17 protein-coding genes are annotated in these 15,918 nt (G+C 51.9%); 6 read left to right on the top strand and 11 right to left on the bottom strand.

Translation table 11 applies throughout. The annotated features are described in order from the left end of the window. Nucleotides 1-38: 38 nt before the first annotated feature. Genes KRAC_RS57490 through KRAC_RS57500 form a run of 3 tightly spaced genes read right to left on the bottom strand, consistent with a single transcriptional unit; the run spans nucleotide 39 to nucleotide 2,294 of the window. Nucleotides 39-1,103 carry an ADP-ribosylation family protein gene (locus KRAC_RS57490; RefSeq protein ID WP_007922832.1) on the bottom strand — a complete coding sequence of 355 codons (1,065 nt, stop codon included), beginning with the start codon at nucleotides 1,101-1,103 and terminating at the stop codon, nucleotides 39-41. Between the two features lie 57 nt (nucleotides 1,104-1,160). Further along, the gene (locus KRAC_RS57495; RefSeq protein WP_007922833.1) at nucleotides 1,161-1,625 is read right to left on the bottom strand and encodes a hypothetical protein; all 465 of its coding nucleotides are present in this window, start codon (nucleotides 1,623-1,625) and stop codon (nucleotides 1,161-1,163) included. A 36-nt stretch (nucleotides 1,626-1,661) separates the two neighbouring features. Then, nucleotides 1,662-2,294 (bottom strand): transposase, encoded by a 633-nt coding sequence (locus KRAC_RS57500; RefSeq protein WP_244422639.1) that lies wholly within the window; start codon nucleotides 2,292-2,294, stop codon nucleotides 1,662-1,664. A gap of 35 nt (nucleotides 2,295-2,329) precedes the next feature. Here KRAC_RS57500 and KRAC_RS64670 point away from each other — a divergent pair, with 35 nt between their 5' ends. Both KRAC_RS64670 and KRAC_RS57510 read left to right on the top strand, forming a co-directional pair. Beyond that, nucleotides 2,330-2,902: an ArsR/SmtB family transcription factor gene (locus KRAC_RS64670; protein ID WP_007922835.1), complete on the top strand. Its 573-nt coding sequence runs from the start codon at nucleotides 2,330-2,332 to the stop codon at nucleotides 2,900-2,902. Next, nucleotides 2,899-4,122, top strand: coding sequence for an MFS transporter (locus tag KRAC_RS57510; RefSeq protein ID WP_007922839.1), 1,224 nt, complete (start codon nucleotides 2,899-2,901; stop codon nucleotides 4,120-4,122). Before KRAC_RS64670 ends, KRAC_RS57510 begins: the two co-directional genes overlap by 4 nt. A gap of 226 nt (nucleotides 4,123-4,348) precedes the next feature. Here KRAC_RS57510 and KRAC_RS57515 read toward each other — a convergent pair whose 3' ends face one another. The 5 genes from KRAC_RS57515 to KRAC_RS57530 all read right to left on the bottom strand — a co-directional run bounded on the left by KRAC_RS57515 (nucleotide 4,349) and on the right by KRAC_RS57530 (nucleotide 7,816). Next, nucleotides 4,349-4,693, bottom strand: coding sequence for a cupin domain-containing protein (locus KRAC_RS57515; protein ID WP_007922841.1), 345 nt, complete (start codon nucleotides 4,691-4,693; stop codon nucleotides 4,349-4,351). A 260-nt stretch (nucleotides 4,694-4,953) separates the two neighbouring features. After that, on the bottom strand, nucleotides 4,954-5,205 hold the full coding sequence (locus KRAC_RS73405; RefSeq protein WP_169461080.1) for a hypothetical protein: 252 nt from the start codon (nucleotides 5,203-5,205) through the stop codon (nucleotides 4,954-4,956). A gap of 269 nt (nucleotides 5,206-5,474) precedes the next feature. Further along, nucleotides 5,475-6,161 (bottom strand): ABC transporter ATP-binding protein, encoded by a 687-nt coding sequence (locus tag KRAC_RS57520; RefSeq protein ID WP_007922847.1) that lies wholly within the window; start codon nucleotides 6,159-6,161, stop codon nucleotides 5,475-5,477. Nucleotides 6,162-6,165: 4 nt separating this feature from the next. Continuing rightward, on the bottom strand, nucleotides 6,166-7,062 hold the full coding sequence (locus KRAC_RS57525; protein WP_007922848.1) for a hypothetical protein: 897 nt from the start codon (nucleotides 7,060-7,062) through the stop codon (nucleotides 6,166-6,168). Beyond that, nucleotides 7,055-7,816, bottom strand: a complete 762-nt coding sequence (locus tag KRAC_RS57530; RefSeq protein WP_040448574.1) for a hypothetical protein — start codon at nucleotides 7,814-7,816, stop codon at nucleotides 7,055-7,057. The genes KRAC_RS57525 and KRAC_RS57530 overlap by 8 nt, the downstream gene beginning before the upstream one ends. A 352-nt stretch (nucleotides 7,817-8,168) precedes the next feature. On the opposite strand from KRAC_RS57530, the gene KRAC_RS57535 reads away from it, so the two are divergent. The 4 genes from KRAC_RS57535 (at nucleotide 8,169) to KRAC_RS57555 (ending at nucleotide 12,743) form a co-directional block, all read left to right on the top strand. Further along, nucleotides 8,169-8,819 carry a response regulator transcription factor gene (locus KRAC_RS57535; RefSeq protein WP_007922850.1) on the top strand — a complete coding sequence of 217 codons (651 nt, stop codon included), beginning with the start codon at nucleotides 8,169-8,171 and terminating at the stop codon, nucleotides 8,817-8,819. A 2-nt stretch (nucleotides 8,820-8,821) separates the two neighbouring features. Next, nucleotides 8,822-10,270, top strand: a complete 1,449-nt coding sequence (locus KRAC_RS64675) for a sensor histidine kinase (RefSeq protein ID WP_007922851.1) — start codon at nucleotides 8,822-8,824, stop codon at nucleotides 10,268-10,270. Beyond that, nucleotides 10,260-11,030, top strand: coding sequence for a hypothetical protein (locus KRAC_RS64680; RefSeq protein ID WP_007922852.1), 771 nt, complete (start codon nucleotides 10,260-10,262; stop codon nucleotides 11,028-11,030). Before KRAC_RS64675 ends, KRAC_RS64680 begins: the two co-directional genes overlap by 11 nt. A 216-nt stretch (nucleotides 11,031-11,246) precedes the next feature. Continuing rightward, nucleotides 11,247-12,743 carry a DUF6034 family protein gene (locus tag KRAC_RS57555; protein WP_007922858.1) on the top strand — a complete coding sequence of 499 codons (1,497 nt, stop codon included), beginning with the start codon at nucleotides 11,247-11,249 and terminating at the stop codon, nucleotides 12,741-12,743. 475 nt (nucleotides 12,744-13,218) lie between these two features. Here the strand turns inward: KRAC_RS57555 and KRAC_RS57565 are convergent, their stop codons facing one another. From KRAC_RS57565 to KRAC_RS57575, 3 genes are all read right to left on the bottom strand, one after another. Continuing rightward, nucleotides 13,219-13,815 carry a GNAT family N-acetyltransferase gene (locus KRAC_RS57565; RefSeq protein WP_007922862.1) on the bottom strand — a complete coding sequence of 199 codons (597 nt, stop codon included), beginning with the start codon at nucleotides 13,813-13,815 and terminating at the stop codon, nucleotides 13,219-13,221. Nucleotides 13,816-13,961: 146 nt separating this feature from the next. Next, on the bottom strand, nucleotides 13,962-14,936 hold the full coding sequence (locus KRAC_RS57570; RefSeq protein WP_007922863.1) for an ABC transporter substrate-binding protein: 975 nt from the start codon (nucleotides 14,934-14,936) through the stop codon (nucleotides 13,962-13,964). A 15-nt stretch (nucleotides 14,937-14,951) separates the two neighbouring features. After that, nucleotides 14,952-15,872: a sucrase ferredoxin gene (locus KRAC_RS57575; RefSeq protein WP_007922865.1), complete on the bottom strand. Its 921-nt coding sequence runs from the start codon at nucleotides 15,870-15,872 to the stop codon at nucleotides 14,952-14,954. Between the last annotated feature and the right edge of the window lie 46 nt (nucleotides 15,873-15,918).

The following is a 15,918-nucleotide window of genomic DNA, read 5'->3' on the forward strand; positions in this document are numbered from 1 at the left end:
CCATCAGGGAGATCCTGTCTCCACTCCCTTGTTGAGCATTAGTAGATCTGTACACTGGGGAGGTTGCGATGTTGATGATGAAGTGTTGCAATGGTGGCAAGGGCATCGTATCCCAAAACCTCGTAGGCTCTGGTGAGCAGGCGCCAGGCTGCTTCTTCTCGATGAGGCTGGCCTGCTGATAACCAATGCAAATCATGCCCCAGTACTAGAGCGAAAGCTGGTTGACCTTTCTCACACGCCTGCTCTGCCTCAGTAATCCACGTTGTAACCTCTGGCGCATCGCTTCTGATAGCTTCATACACCACATGGCAGGGTTGAGGAACAGATTGGTTGTAAGGAGGAGGGACACGGACGCCAATGCCATTGTATGTAGCAAGGCGCTCCTGCAGGGCATCGTGAATGAAGACTTCGAGAGAGGCGTTTCCTCGTTCTCGTTGATCTATTGTCTCGTACTCCGTAATGGCATCACGCAGGAGCCAGGTGGGAAAGAGATCCTCCTCACCTTCTCTCACATTGGCAGGAGGATACCAGTCACGCTCTGTTCGCTCAACTGTGGCGTGCAGGACTTCCAACAACGTTCGACCAGCATATCTGATGGCGTCGGCATCGCGCGAATAGTACCCAGCAACAAAGGAAGGAAGCGCGTGAGGGGTATCATACCAGAGTCCATAATGGAGTCCGTCAGCATCCCCTGTCAGGACCGTCAGAAATTCGGGGGGATCGAGGTAGTATCTCCAAGCAAGCCGATGATCCAGTCCCTCGCGGGGAGTACGTTCTCGTCCACCTTCTTCAAAAAAAGAAAAGAGTCCAGCAGGATAAATGAAGCGAGTTATCGCCTCGCGTTCAATGGGACCCAGGCCAAGCCAGAATGTCCAGAAGGTGAAAATATGATCTGGCAATAACAAGCCATAGGACTGCATAATCCATGCGCGCATGGGTTCTTGTAGGACCGCAGTAACCTCTCGTGCTTCAGATCGCAAGAGCGCAAGGGCGTCGGTAGGAGGGAGATGCTTTTGTCGCCAGAGCTGATACTCGGCTTGCCAATGCTGGTATTGCAGAGCCTCTTTCTGCTGGTCAGGATGGTCCGATCCATGTTCATTCATACTTGCTTGTTCTCCATGTTCTTGATAGTGTGGGCACTGGGGCCGCTTTCCAGACGCCTATCGGGACACGAGTTGCTGGTTCTCAAAATACCAGAGCCTTGGATGTTCAGAGACTCCATGGCCTTGGCGAATGGAGTATCCAACGAAGCCTTGGGAATCGCTAATCGTAGCCAACCACTGCAATAGCCGCCAAACATCCCCTTCAGCATCATCGTGAACAGCAATCTGAAAGCTCAGGATGTAGGGGGCCTCGGAAGCCGTCGACCATTGTGTTCGAGACGAGTGAACACGAAAAAACCGAGCAAAATAACCCCTCTCCTCATCGGGATCAACCTGCAAGATGTCCCGCCATGCTTCGTATCGCTGCCCTTCAAATTCTTCAGCCCCAAAAAAAGGATGGTCTGATGGCGCGTCGAATGCGTACTCGTGCGTTCGAACCAGATAGCGAAGGGTGTCGAGGAGATGTGGATCAAGAGAAGAGGAAAACGTGCAATTGATGGCGTATTCATAGTAATCACTCATAGGGCTTCTCTCCATGTTGTTGATAGGTAGGCATATTTAGGCAGCAGGCAGCGACAAATGCGTTTCATGAGAACAACGAAAATATGCACAAACACGCTCGGCCAGTTGATGCGCCGAAAGGAAAGCATTCGGTTCAACAACAGCACGTTTTCCGTGGGCCCACTTTGGCTCAATTGGGTTGAGCCAGGGACTTTTTGTGGGCAAAAACAAGGGGAGGATGCGTACTCCTGTGTTTTCTTGTTTGACCTGCAGGTTGTGTTCGCGAATCCAAGTGCGCACCTGCTTGCTCAAATGCCAGGAGGCATTATCCCAGATCAATAACCAGCCGGTCTTGCCTTGTGCTTGCAATTGAGTACAGCACCAGTCCAGAAATTGGGTCGTGATATCACTCACGGGACGGCCCGTCACAAAACGTAACCACATTTGATCTCGCACCGGATCGTCGTATGTGCCCTCTTGCCACAAAACCCCATAGCAGGCCAGCGCTTTGGGATCAGGATCGCCTTTTTTCCATGTTGGTTTTTTTGCATATCCCCCCGAAACGAGTACACCGTTTCGGGGGGATATGCAAAAACCCCCAGTTTCAGCCTTTCCCTCCCCACAAGCTTCCTTGACAAAACTCCTTCCATAATTATACTTATTCTTATCGATTAAAATATACTTTATCAATTTATATAGAGCTGATCATAGAAAGGGAGCCACCAATGCGAGACGAGCTTGTCCTGGAGACGCCCGAACAGATTCGCGCCCTCGCCCATCCGCTACGGCAGCGCGTACTTGGCCTGTTAACCAACGCACCTTACACCAACAAACAGCTCGCTGATCTGCTACAGGTCTCGCCGCCGCGCCTGCACTTCCATGTGCGCGAGTTGCAGGCGGCGGGGCTGATTGAGATTGTCTCCCAGCAGCCAAAAGGCGGCGTAATCGAGAAATATTACCGCGCCGTGGCGCGCGTGATACGCCTCGCACCAGAGACAAAAGAAACAGCTAGAGATCAGGAACTGGTGGAAAGCACTCTGGAGGCGCTGAGCCAGGAGTACATCAGGGCGAACACGTTCTTTAACGGACACATACCAGAGATGCGGTTCGCGCACGAGCTGGTACGGCTCCCCGCGGATCGGTTGGCGCGTATCCAGGAATTGCTCGACGCCGTGGGTCGCGAAATCTACCAGGCTCTGGAAGATCCGGAGCGGGATACCTACGAACAGTTCGTCGCTGTCAGCTACCTGCTTCACAGGCTGCCACCAGTAAGCATGGAGCGAGAGGGGCCGCGATGAAACGGTTGAGCCTTACCCGTATGATCGCCCCTTTGAGTGACCGAGACTTCCGCCTGCTGTGGATTGGGCAGACAATCTCCGCGTTGGGCAACTCTTTCCAGGTGATCGCCGTGACTTGGCTGGTGCTGCAGCAGTTGAAGGGCTCGCCGCTCGATCTGGCGCTGGCAATGCTGGCCCTGTCGATCCCCAGAATTCCGCTGACCCTCGCCGGGGGGATCATTACCGATCGGCTCGACCCGCGCACGGTGATGCTCTGGTCCGATGCCACGCGCGTAGCAACCTCAGGCGCGCTTGGTCTGCTGGCGCTTACCGGTTACGCGCCGCTCTGGCTGCTCTGCATGCTTCTCAGCGCGCACAGTGTGGCAACAGGCATCTTCGACCCGGCAGCAGGCAGCATTCCCCCTCACTTGGTACCTCGCAAGCAGCTTGATGGCGCGAATTCGCTGATGGCCCTAATCTCGCAGTTGGGTACCTTGATCGGCGCGCTGCCTGCAGGTTTGGTCGTGGCGACACTTGGCACAGCGGCTGCCTTCGGCATCAACGCCCTCTCTTTCGCCGTCGCGGTACTGGCAGCGCTGCTGATGGCCCCGCTGGCCCGCGCTCTACGGGAGACAAAAAAGTCGTTGCACCATGATGCGCGCGATGGGGTGCGCTACGTCATGAGCTTCCCCTGGCTGATCGCACTGCTGCTGATCGACACATGCGCGGCATTGGCGGCGATCGGCCCGACCTCAGTCGGCCTGCCGCTGATTGCGCGGGATGTGCTGCACGTTGGCGCTGAGGGCTACAGCCTACTGCTCTGGAGCTTTGGCCTCGGTTCGGTGCTTGGGTTCATTCTGTCCGGCGTCTACAGCCCGACTCGGGCGCGAGGGCGCTTCTTCTGCCTGATACAGATTCTGGAGGCACCGCTGCTGGCCGGGGTAGCCTTCACACCGCTGCCCCTGACGATGTTCTGCTTGGCAGGTGTGGGCCTGCTCAACGGGATGCTGCTCGTGCTCTTCCTCTCGCTCATCCAGGCCAACGTAGCAAAGGAGATGCTGGGCAGGGTGATGAGCTTCGTCATGCTAGCGAGCGTCGGCTTTGTGCCCCTCTCACTCTACGGCTCGGGCGCGATCGCCGGCACCTGGGGAACTCGGATATTGTTTCTTGTTGCGGGAGCGCTCACCCTGGTGAGTGCCACAGCAGGCTTATTCGTCAGGTGCCTGCGCAGGCTGGACTAGGGAGAAAAAGCGCGGCTTTTCTCCCCGCTCCACTGCAAAATTCGCTGCTCCAGTGGAAAGTCAGCACCGCTCCAGTGGAAAGTCAGCACCGCTCCAGTGGAAAGTCAGCGCCGCTCCAGTGGAAAGTCAGCGCCGCTCCAGTGGAAAAACAACACCTACATCTACTGTAAGTGTTGTTTTTCCACTGGACTGGTTGCGGTGATGTTTTGGACTGGCTGAGCCTTATTCAGTCCTCAAGCCACTCTGTGATGAATCGCGGGCTCGCGTGGATATCAACCTGCCGAAGCAGCCCCTCACCAGAGTTGATAAACTTATGCGGCACCCCTGCTGGCACAATTACGATGCTCCCTGCCTTCACCTCAAGTGTGTCTGAGCCAACCGTAAAGGTTGCCTGGCCTTCCTGTACCATAAAGACCTCTTCGTAGGGGTGCTTATGGAGACGTGGGCCACCCCCTGGTGGCAGTTCGACCCAGATACATGAAATGTTGGTATCTCCATGCTGGTAGCCCTGGAACTCATTGGGGGTTCCGTAACGCGAAAGTTCATCCTTGTGAAGATAAGTGTAGTTCATTCTCGCCTCCTTTGCCTATCCTGCCATCAAGCTTCTTTTCCGTCTATCAGAAGCATACCATGCTCCTGGACGTGTCAAAATAACCAATTTCTGCCACATGACGCATACTATTCCTATATGCACCGTCTTGCCCTCTTTCCCAGGTATCCTATTTTCTCAACAACCTGATTAATATAGCAATGTTTGTGGCATTCGTATGCAGCATGTGTCCTTCGCACAATTGCGAGAGGAGGTGCGGCACACGTTGTTCGTTGCACCTCCTACATCTGTAGAAGCCGCTTTTCATACCCTATCCATTCTACTGATACATTTGCATGCATCAGTAGAATGGATAGAGAGAGTGCCTCTCGCAAACTATTTTGTAAAAGGCGACGGATATAGGAAACATTTTTCTCAGGCAATAAAAGGGAATATTGCGACCAAGCGTTTGCTGCCACGGTTTCGGATGCTTGATGGCCTTGATTCTTGTTTGCGCCACAAAAGGGAAGATCGCGTCTAAGCGTTTGCTGCATGATGCGCTCGTAGCCCTGCATCTTTGCTACCCGGCGTTGCAAGGAGCATCATCGCGTTTTAGTGTTTGCTGCCAGCACTTCCTGCGGGAGGCTCAGACCGTCGCGTCGTTGCAAGGAGTATCTCGCGTTTTAGCGTTTGCAGCAATGAACGTACCAGGAACATTCATTATCGGGGTCAGCGTATCCAAAGGTGAAAACTGTACGCTAAGGTTTGGATACGCTGACCCCTATCTGGACAAGGCATGACCACATGCCTGAAGCATTCCTCATCATCGAATGGTGGGAAGGCCCAGCATAGAGGGATTGGATGAGGCACTGCGTACCGTTGTTAACACTCCCAAGTCCATCTCACAGACCGTATCACAGAGCACCTCAATGTCCTGGGCATTGTGGCTGGCGAGAAGAATCGTCTTTCCCTGATTACGCAGACGCAGGATCAACTCTCTCATGTGGAGTACACCTTGTTTATCTAACCCGTTGAATGGTTCATCTAAAATGAGCAGGCGGGGATTCTCCATGATCGCCTGTGCTATTCCCAGGCGTTGGCGCATCCCAAGAGAGTATTTATTCACCGTTTTTTTCATATGGGGGTCCAGGCCCACCCGTTTCATAGCCTCACAAATGGTCGCGTCATCAATCTTTCCCCGCAAAGAGGCTAATATTTTCAAGTTTTTTCCCCCTGTCAGTCCTGGCAGGAAACCAGGCGTTTCGATGATGAGGCCCAGGCTTTCCGGGAAGTCAATATCTTTGCCAACCTGTTGATTGTGAACAAACACCTTGCCCTTTGTCGGGAGAAGGAAGCCACAGATACACTTCATCAGCACGGTTTTGCCGCTCCCGTTGTTACCAACAATGCCATGAATTTTCCCTTCCTCAAAATCATGGCAAACATCACGGAGAATATGTTCTGGTCCAAAATCTTTGCTGACGTGATCTATGTGAATGGCGATATTCATATACTTAGTCCTCTGTTCCAATGAAATGAAAATTATAGGTACGTATGGCATAGAAGGCTATGCCATAGCTGAGAAGGAGTAACACCGCGAAAATCGCACAACTTTGCCAGATACGAGGCAGGAGGTCATAGCCAAAATTGTGCATGCCATAGGTGGCCTGGTTGAGTGGAGAGAGCCAACCCACGATCACATTGGCTTTATACATCAGTTGATCTGGCCAATTGAATAGGGTCTTGATGAGTTGTGGATTGAGCAGAAAGCCGTACAGACTGAAGATGAAAACTCCTGCGACACTCCAGATTTGCCCCTTGAGAAGATTGAACACCAGCATCAGAAAAGCAATCAGCAGTGTATAGAGAAGCATCAAGACAAAGATCGTCCCCATACAGGCATAGGGCGTGGACATCTCCAACGTTTTCACGGTCACAGAGAGTCCAGTGGCCTGTCCTGCGGCGGAATAGCCGAGGATCGCTGCGGTCTCACTCCAGATATTGCCAACAAACGCATTATTCTCGCACAGCAACATCGTTGCCCCAAGGATAAAGGCAAGGTACACACTGGTTGCAAGAATGATATAGAGCGTCTGGCCCAGCAGCCATATGTTCCGATTAATGCGTACCAGGTAAAAGGGCACGCCTGCATTGAGAAAAGGGATGTCTGCGAACAGCAACACCAGCAGGAGCGAGGAAAGCAAAATAGAATTGCTATCACTAAATGTCCAGACGAAGGCCTCCACTAGTTGCATGGTCGTGTGGAAATCATCCGCAAACTGGAGCACCTTGTTGGTGAGCAAAAAACACAGAATGAAGGACAGCGCGAATGTGATGAGAATGCGTGGATTTTTATACCACCCGTGGAAGTTATACATAGCCACGAGAACAACTTTTCTGATGTTATCCATTACTGAGTTTCCTTTTTGCAAAGATGGCGAATAGGATGCTGAAACCGATCATGAATACCGACTGCAGCAGGACCGGTCCCCAGTCACCCAGAATCCAGAAATGAGAAGGATTCAGCCATTCCCTGGGATAGAGGTAATACCATGCACCAAAGTAGCGTTCATGCACGATAATGAGGATATAGTACAAAACGAAAGGTGCTGCATAGGCCATATAGCGACTCTTTGTCATGCTTGCCAGGGTAAAGCCCACCAGGGACCAGAGCATGCCCGAACAGAGGAACAGCGCCGCTTTTTCCAGGACTATAGCGGAATATGTCGCGATAATCCCTCCGTCGAACGGATCTTCCAATAGTGTGAGTCCTAATGTAGAGAGAACATAGGCCAGGAGTATACCGATCAAGAGCACAAGCCCACCTGAAATGGCACAGGCAAGAAGCTTTCCCAGGATATAGGCATTGACCCCACAGCGCGGCAAAAACTGTTTGATAAAGCCGCTCTGAATATCATCCACAAAGACGGGCGTAAAGGGGAGTGCGCAAAGAATAGGCACCGCGAACATAACCATATCCGATGACAACGCATTCCTGATCAGCTCTACATGGTAGCCTGGTGGCAATTGAGGAGCGTTTTCAAACGTTGTGTAAAGACTTTCTGTGGAAGCAAGAACGATCACTATCGCCATGCCAAACGCACCAGCGAGAAATCCTCTGGAGAGAACAGCACGTTGAATATCGGAACGAAGAGTAGAGAGCATTGGAAACCTTCCCTGTTTCATATGTTTTTTCAATACTAGGACCATTTTGCTTCGTGGTTGCATAGAAGTTGTATCCTGGTTGTAATATTTAAGATATTTTTCTGCGAAATCGGCTGTGTATACAACTTTGTTACATCTATGGTACAAAATGAGATGGTACGGCTGAATGCTGCTTTGATGGCAGTATCAAGCCGCGACATCCAACGTGCGTGAAACTATTCAGAGACCTACCCCTTTGCATTCCTAAAGGAGCGGGATACGAGGGAGTGTGAGGACACCCGACACTCGCCAAAGGACCTTGCAGTCCCCCTAGAATTCCCTGCTGAATAGTTACTGCGAAGGACAGATAGATATGAAAATACTTATTGCTGAAGATGACGTCGCGATCAATGATTTGATCCACATGAATTTACGTGATACAGGGTTTAGCTGCACCTGTGTCTTTGATGGCCTGAGCGCCGCCGACCTGCTGGAGCGAGATAGCTTTGATCTAGTTTTGCTCGATATTATGTTGCCCCATGTGAATGGGTATGAACTTCTGGAGTATATTCGTCCGCTTGGTATTCCGGTGATCATTATCACTGCCAGAAGCTCGATTACCGACAAAGTGAAGGGGTTGAAGCAGGGCGCGGATGATTATATCGTCAAACCCTTTGCCATTGTAGAGCTTACCGCCAGAATCGAAGCGATACTCCGGCGCTACAACAAAGACAAGAGGATGCTGGTGATAGAGGATCTGGAGATCAACACCGAATCGCGATTAGTCACGAAGAGTAGCATACCGGTAGAACTGACTCTGAAAGAATACGAATTGCTGGTCATGTTGGTGCGCAATAAGAATATCGCGCTCTTTCGCGAGACACTGTTTGAACGGATCTGGGATTCAAATGTTATGGGGAATACGCGAACGCTGGATTTGCATATCCAACGGCTTCGTCGAAAGCTGGGTTGGGAAGACAAAATTAAGACCGTGTACAAGATTGGCTATCGATTGGAAGTGTAAGGATGCGGTTCTCTCTCAAAATCTTTATCTGTATCGTGGCCGCAGTCGCGCTTTCCTTTGCTATCGGTGGCTACTTGCTGATCTCCTCAAATTTCACCGCCGCCAAAGACAGGGAGGTGAATCTCGCTATTGAAGAGCACCTCTCGCTGCAGTATATGTTTGAATCCGCGCTTGCCACGCAAGAGTTGCAGGGGCAAGCCATGACCGATGATACGGTACGCACTGCCGCACAAGGCATTGCCATCAGTCTGCAGCAGAGCGGACAAGGAGAAAGAGCCATTCTTGTCTATAATACTGGCGGTAAAGAGATTTACCCGGATGCGGGAAAACAAGCACCAGATAGTACGAAACTGACCTCTTTGCATGCTGGACAAGTGATGTCTGCGCTTTCACGTCATGGAAAGACCTATACCCTCTTTGTGACCGGATTGTTGACCTATGGCTCCGAGAAGATGTATCTCAGCTATAGCCAGGATATCAGCGAGGTGTTTGCGCAAAGGGATGCGCAGATGCATAGCTTTATCTTCTATCAGGGTGTCAATATCCTGATGAGTGCGGTTTTGGCTTTTGTGATCTCATGGCTGCTGACCCGTCCTGTGCGCCGACTCACCCAGACCAGCAGGAGAATTGCCGCAGGAGACTACGAGAGGCGTGCAGATATCCACTCATCCGATGAAATTGGAGAACTTGCACAAAGTTTTAATCTGATGGCTGCCTCGGTAGAGGAGAAGATCAATGCGTTAGAGCAGTCCGCTCGCATCAAGGATGATTTTATCGCCAATTTCACGCATGAACTCAAGACGCCGATGACCTCCATCGTTGGGTACGCCGACATGCTGCGTTCTCGTCAGTTGGATCCGGCGACGGTCTTCAAAGCCGCCAATTATATTTACAATGAAGCCAATCGCCTGGAATCACTTTCACTGAAAATGTTGAATCTGGTGGTCCTGGAACTGCATGACTTCACCTTTGTGCCGATCGCTGCTGATGAGCTGGTGGGATACATTGTTCGAGCAGCGACTCCCTCTTTTGTGCAGAGTGATATGACCATCAAGGCATCGGCGCAGGAAGGGTGGGTGCAGGTTGAACCTGACCTCATGAAGACATTGTTACTCAATCTTATGGACAATGCACGAAAAGCATCGAGTGCCGGCACAGCCGTTGAGTTGCGAGGGAGTCGGGATGGTGAGCAATATACTTTTATCGTGACCGATCATGGACGAGGCATACCGCAAGAAGAACTGGGCAAGATCACCGAGGCATTTTATATGGTTGATACGTCCCGCTCCAGAGCACAGAATGGTGCGGGACTGGGATTGAGCATCGCCAGCAAAATTGCCACGTTGCATCATACCACGTTGCAATTTTCTAGCAGCATAGGAATTGGCACCAGCGTCAGCATCAGTTTGCCCTGTTTCCATGTACAAGAGGAGTATGAGGATGAAGAATAGGATCTTCTGGTACATTGTTGTGACCTTCGTGGTGAGTCTCCTGGTGACAGGGAGCGTGCTCATGCCCGGCGTATTGCTCAGCAGAACAGAGGATAGTATCCTGGATTCTCCCTCTACGGTGAGTACAGGCATCTCTTTTTCTCAACAGCAGAACGCCACTGCCGCCAGCAAAACGCTCACACCATCGCTGGTGTCCGTGGCACAAATGACCAGAAGTGTGCAATTGTATGAGCAAGGTGTCCAGAAAAGTGTGCTCTCCAAAGGGTTGAGTAATGGCAGTATGGATATGAAAGAGGCGGTCGATGCCTGTGTTCAGCAAATAACCACTCTTTTACATAAAAGTGCGCTCGTGCCACTTCATCAATTCCCTAAGGCATATATCGTTCAAGCAGAACAGAGAACCATCATGGATGATAGTGGGAATCCAGCATTACAATATTGGGATATTACCTTCGTTGCCCGATCCAATCAGCCTACCATGCAGACGAAAATAAGCGTCTCGTTGGATGCTCAAACAGGGATGTTTCTATCCATGCGTATAAGCGCGGTGAATGCTGCCGGGACGGTTGATTTGATGAGCACCGCTGAGGCCATAGCCCAGGGGATGCATATGCCGGGACGCCTGCTTTTATTGGACGAGCAAACTATTCCACAAACTGCCGCATGGAAGTTTAATAATGCAGCACTGCTCATGCAATTGACTTTGGAAGTGAAAGAACCAGCTCTATTCTTCACAATGTCTCTGAGCAGCAAGCCATGAAGCGCTGTTTCTCTCTGCATATCCCTCTTGCTGAACAAACGGGCAAAAACATTTACAATCTTGATACAACTTGTGTACCTGCATGATGCAGTATCCCTCTAGACTGTATCGTGATGTTGAGATTTCAGCCGGGAAAAAGGCCATGATCCCTTTTCTCTCAACGTCACTTTTGCGTCATAAGGAATATGTTTTCCGCTAGGAGAGAGAAACAAAACAATGAAAAAAGATGAGGTGCATAAACAGGTACACGTCAAGCATGTCTTTGCTCGGCCCGCGCCAGCCCCAAAGGTTCTCCTGCTAACGATGTTGCTCATCGTCGTCGGATCACTTGCCGCTTGCCAGAGCACGCCTACAACCCCTCCAGTGGTTGGCAAGCAACAGAACATCAATACGATTGTGCAGAATAATACGCAGAATACCAATCTGCTGCAAGGGGTTCCTCGGACGCTGGTGTATCAGCAGACACAGGGAGCCGTCACCTTGAATGTCAACGCCCCAGTGCAGCTCCCTCACACCTCGAAGATCCCGGTGGTGACGACGCAACCAGCCTGTTTTACGCAAGATACGGTGAACAAAATTACCAACACCCTCATACCGGGAAAGCAATTATATGACAATACAGTTGATTGGTCCAAAGTGGACTATCAAAAGCTGGCCGCGCTTATACAGGCGCTCCAACTGCCAGGTGCTCAGGGAAACAAAGAGATCACAACACAATCAGTCAACGTAGGCGTAGGACTTGCCCTCCTTGCCACCAGGGGCAAATCACCTGCTTACTCGAAGTTCTCTAATCCGACGAGTATATTGTCAAGGGCATCCTTGGCACCAGAAACACGACAAAGAACACCAATGACTGGACAGTTGCAACGGCTTGATGAGAGTGACTTTGGGAGTGGAGCAAAGGTCATAAAAGGATTTCATGGAAATATGCTCTCAGTTTATGCCGACTCTGGCAAAGGGTATGATACGACGCTGGACATTATGGCGTCTGATGATGCCAAAAATTGTAGTGTAAATTTGGCGAATCATGACATCACTGATGTCTATAATTATTCCGACCTGACTGGTCCGGCCCGAGGCATGAGCATGTCGCTGGGTCAGGCCAAAGCCCTGGCGCAACAGACATTACAGGCCGTGGGAGCCACAGATCTGAGGCTCACCCAGGTACAACTGGGGACCTTAATCCCGCACTCGGCTAGTGATCATCCCAATACGATGAATCAAGCCTATGGCATGTGGTTTACCCGTGATGTTGCTGGCGTCCCTACGACCGTGGATTTGACTAATCCAAACCAGAACGCCTATCAGCAAACGTATCCCTATGAGCGGTTGTTTATGCTGGTGAATGATACGGGGGTGATTGAGTTTTCCTGGATATCTCCGATGCATGAGACCGGGACCGTCTCTTCGAATGCCCAGATTCTGTCATTTCAGGATGCGATGAACCAGTTTAAGCAGCAATTCTTCATCCACTATGCGCAAAACGATACAAGCAAGGGGAATACGACCTATACGATCAAGCGGATCACCCTGGGCATGATGCGGGTACAGAACAAGGATCAAGCCACCTATACGATGGTCCCGGTCTGGGATTTCTACGGCACTGGTGGTCCTCAACCTAGCAATCCACTGCTGATCGACCACAGCATGGAAAGCTTTTTAACCATTAATGCGATCGATGGTTCCGTTATTGATCGGACGCTAGGATACTGATTTCTCTGCTCGACGCTGTTCATTGTAGTGCAGTTGTGCCAGCACTGCACTACAATGAACCTTGTCACAGGGCAGTAGGATCCAGCATAGTTCCCCCCTTTTTATGAACAAGCGCGATCCCGCCTCTCTTACCATTCCGTTCAAATCAAACCCTGCCCTATTCACTCATAGCAGGGGTCAGCGCATCCAAACCTTAGCGTACAGTTTTCAGGTTTCGATACGCTGACCCCATTATCGCTTGCCATGGGGCGAGGAACAATTTCATGAGGAGGCTTCACTGCTTATTGATGGGTTTGTGGCGTTTGGCTGGAGCGGGGAGAAAAAGCGCGGCTTTTCTCCCCGCTCCACTGCAAAATTTGCTGTTCCAGTGGAAAGTCAGCGTCGCTCCAGTGGAAAGTCAGCACCGCTCCAGTGGAAAGTCAGCACCGCTCCAGTGGAAATACAACACTTACAACATGAGCGTAAAAAGTGCGCATTAGCGCTGCATCATTTGCTCCAGGCGCCCCTTGACGGAGGGCCATTCGCTATCGATCACACTGTAGTAGACCGAGTGGCGCAGGTAGCCGTCCGGCATGATGACATGGTTGCGTAGGATGCCCTCTTTCACACCGCCGATGCGTTCAATGGCCCGCTGTGATTGTTCGTTGCGGCTATCGGTTTTGAGCTGCACACGAATAGCCCCCAGGGTTTCGAAGGCATGGCGCAGGAGGAGATATTTGCATTCTGTATTGATGCCGGTGCGCTGTACGGCAGGAGTTAGCCAGGTCCAGCCAATCTCCAGACCACGATCCTTGGTAACAATATTTAAATAGCGTGTCGATCCCACTGCCTGGCCCGTTTCCCGGCTGACAATGGCGAAGGGTAATTCATGGCCTGCTGCCTGGGCCTGCTGAACGGTCTCGATCCACTGCTCCATGGCTGCACGCGAGATACCTGGATTGGCGGACATATAGCGCCAGATCCGCGCCTCCTGGCCAGCGGCATAAAGATCGGCTGCGTGTTTCAGCTGAAGTGGTTCGAGTCTGGCGACCTTCCCTTCAAGTGTGATCGATGTGATGTGCATGTGTGACATGGGCGTGTTGCTCCTCCGTTGCTTCATGTATGCCTGCCATTCTACGAAGCAATTGGACACAAGACAAGTGCCACTTCGCGCATCCTTGCCATACCACTTTCTTGCCACCTATTTTCGCCATCGATCACACCACCCACATGCCTGCTTTACTGCGCGGGTGCCAGGTCCTTTGTGAGATCGGCGACGACGTGGGTAGCCGCGCCTATCCCCAGGCCTTCCATCCAGGTATCGTCATCAACCTGGTAGACTTTCTTGTCCTTGACGGCGTTTAGCTGTTGCCAGTCGGGCTGGTTCGTGAGCGCTTTGAGCTGGTCATTGCTTTTGTCATAGAGTGTGATGAAGATGACATCTCCATCCATCTGGGCGAGGTTATCGTAGGTGTTGTCCTGGGAGAATTTCTTCTGCTGGTCCTGCCCCACTGGACGGGGAAGCCCGGCATCCTGCAAGATGCGGCCAATAAAGGTATCCTGCATATAGATGCGAACGCGGTCAGGCATAATCCGCAGAACTGAGACATGGGTCTTGCCCAGGCTCTCGCCCTCCTGGGTTTTCAGCGCTGTAATGCTCTGCTGATACTGCTGCAAGAGGAGCACGCCCTCTTGCTCTTTATTTAAGGCTTTGGCATAGAGGGTCAGGTTCTCTTTCCAGGTTGAGCCAACAGTCTCGGTATAGATCGCGGGAGAAATCAGCGAGAGTTTGTTGTAGATATCCTCGTGGTAGACCTTGCTGCCAAGGATGAGATCGGGTTTGAGCTTTGTAATGGCTTGCAAGTCGGGCTGCGCGGTGGTTCCGACCTTGGGGATCTGGTGGCTCGCTCCCTGGAGATATCCCAGATAGGATGCGCCTTGCTCGGACACGGCCGCCCCTACAGGGGTAATACCCAGGGCTAGACTATCATCCAGCGCCTCGGTATCGAGCACGACCACGCGTTGGGGTTGAATGGGTATCTGGGTCGTCCCCATGGCATGCGTGAGCGGGTGGGTACTGATCATGGTCGCAGTCGGCGTACGAGAAGCCGTGGGAGGAGTCGATGTATCAGTACAGGCAGTTAGCAGACAGAGCAGAGCCACGAGCAGCGGCCAGGAGCCTGCCCAGAAGCGACGCGAGACACGTGTATCCATCACCAGCACAATCCTTTATGAGAGGGCGACGAGCGGGGCATGGCTATAGTGACGCAAGTGGTAATAGGTAATGGTATGCCTCCAGGTACCCTTGCAGGTGCTATAGCTGGTGACCTCGCGTGGCTCGCATGCGAGCGTAAGTGTATGCCTGCTCTCGTCGCCAGTGGCTTGAAAAACAACGGAGAAGAGCAAGATCTCGCCCTCCTGGCGCGCCTCAACCAGGCGAAATGCCTGGAGGTGGTTATCGTGACACGCCCGGCGGAGAAAATAATCAGCGGCCTGCTCAACCGCATTATAACAGCTCTGTCCACGGTATTTTGCAAGGTAGATCTGCTCTTGACGATACGCCTCGACAATGCGCGGCACATCGGAGCGCGTGACGTGGCCGTAGTAAATAGCATGCGGGAAGCAGACCACGTTAGCGGCAAATTTATCGCCCCCCAGGTGCGAGGTCTGCCAGGCCTGCTCCCCTACCAGGGTGCGCAGCTCATTATATATAGGCAGGCCGAACTTGGCGCAGCACTGATCATGCTTCCCATGCGTACAGACAAGGTAGAGTGGCTCATCGGTACGATGGGCCTGGTAGCGCTCGGGATGGCGCGCGATATCTGCAATGTCGAGGGCGAGCAGATCCTCGTACTGGCGTAGCTGAAAGCTATAGAACAGGAAGCGCCCCTCGCGGGCGACGGCCAGAAAGCACCGGGGCGCGGCGACCGGCTGATTATGCTGCTTGATCAATTGCACGCGCAGGCGTGGTAGCCCTTGACGTTGAGCTGCCACCCACTCCTTGACGCTCTCAGCTAGCGTGCTCTCTTCCAGGGCTTTATGATACCAGGTGCCGGTATATTCTAGAAGCAGCCAGGTATCCGCGTGCGTGGCGCTGCCAATGATGGGCTCTTCGCTACAAACCTGGGCGCAGAATGTCCTCTCTGTCACGTTCCCAACTTCCAATCCAGATAGTGCTTTGAGTACAAAGCCTAGT

The organism is Ktedonobacter racemifer DSM 44963 (assembly GCF_000178855.1).
Lineage (GTDB): Bacteria > Chloroflexota > Ktedonobacteria > Ktedonobacterales > Ktedonobacteraceae > Ktedonobacter > Ktedonobacter racemifer.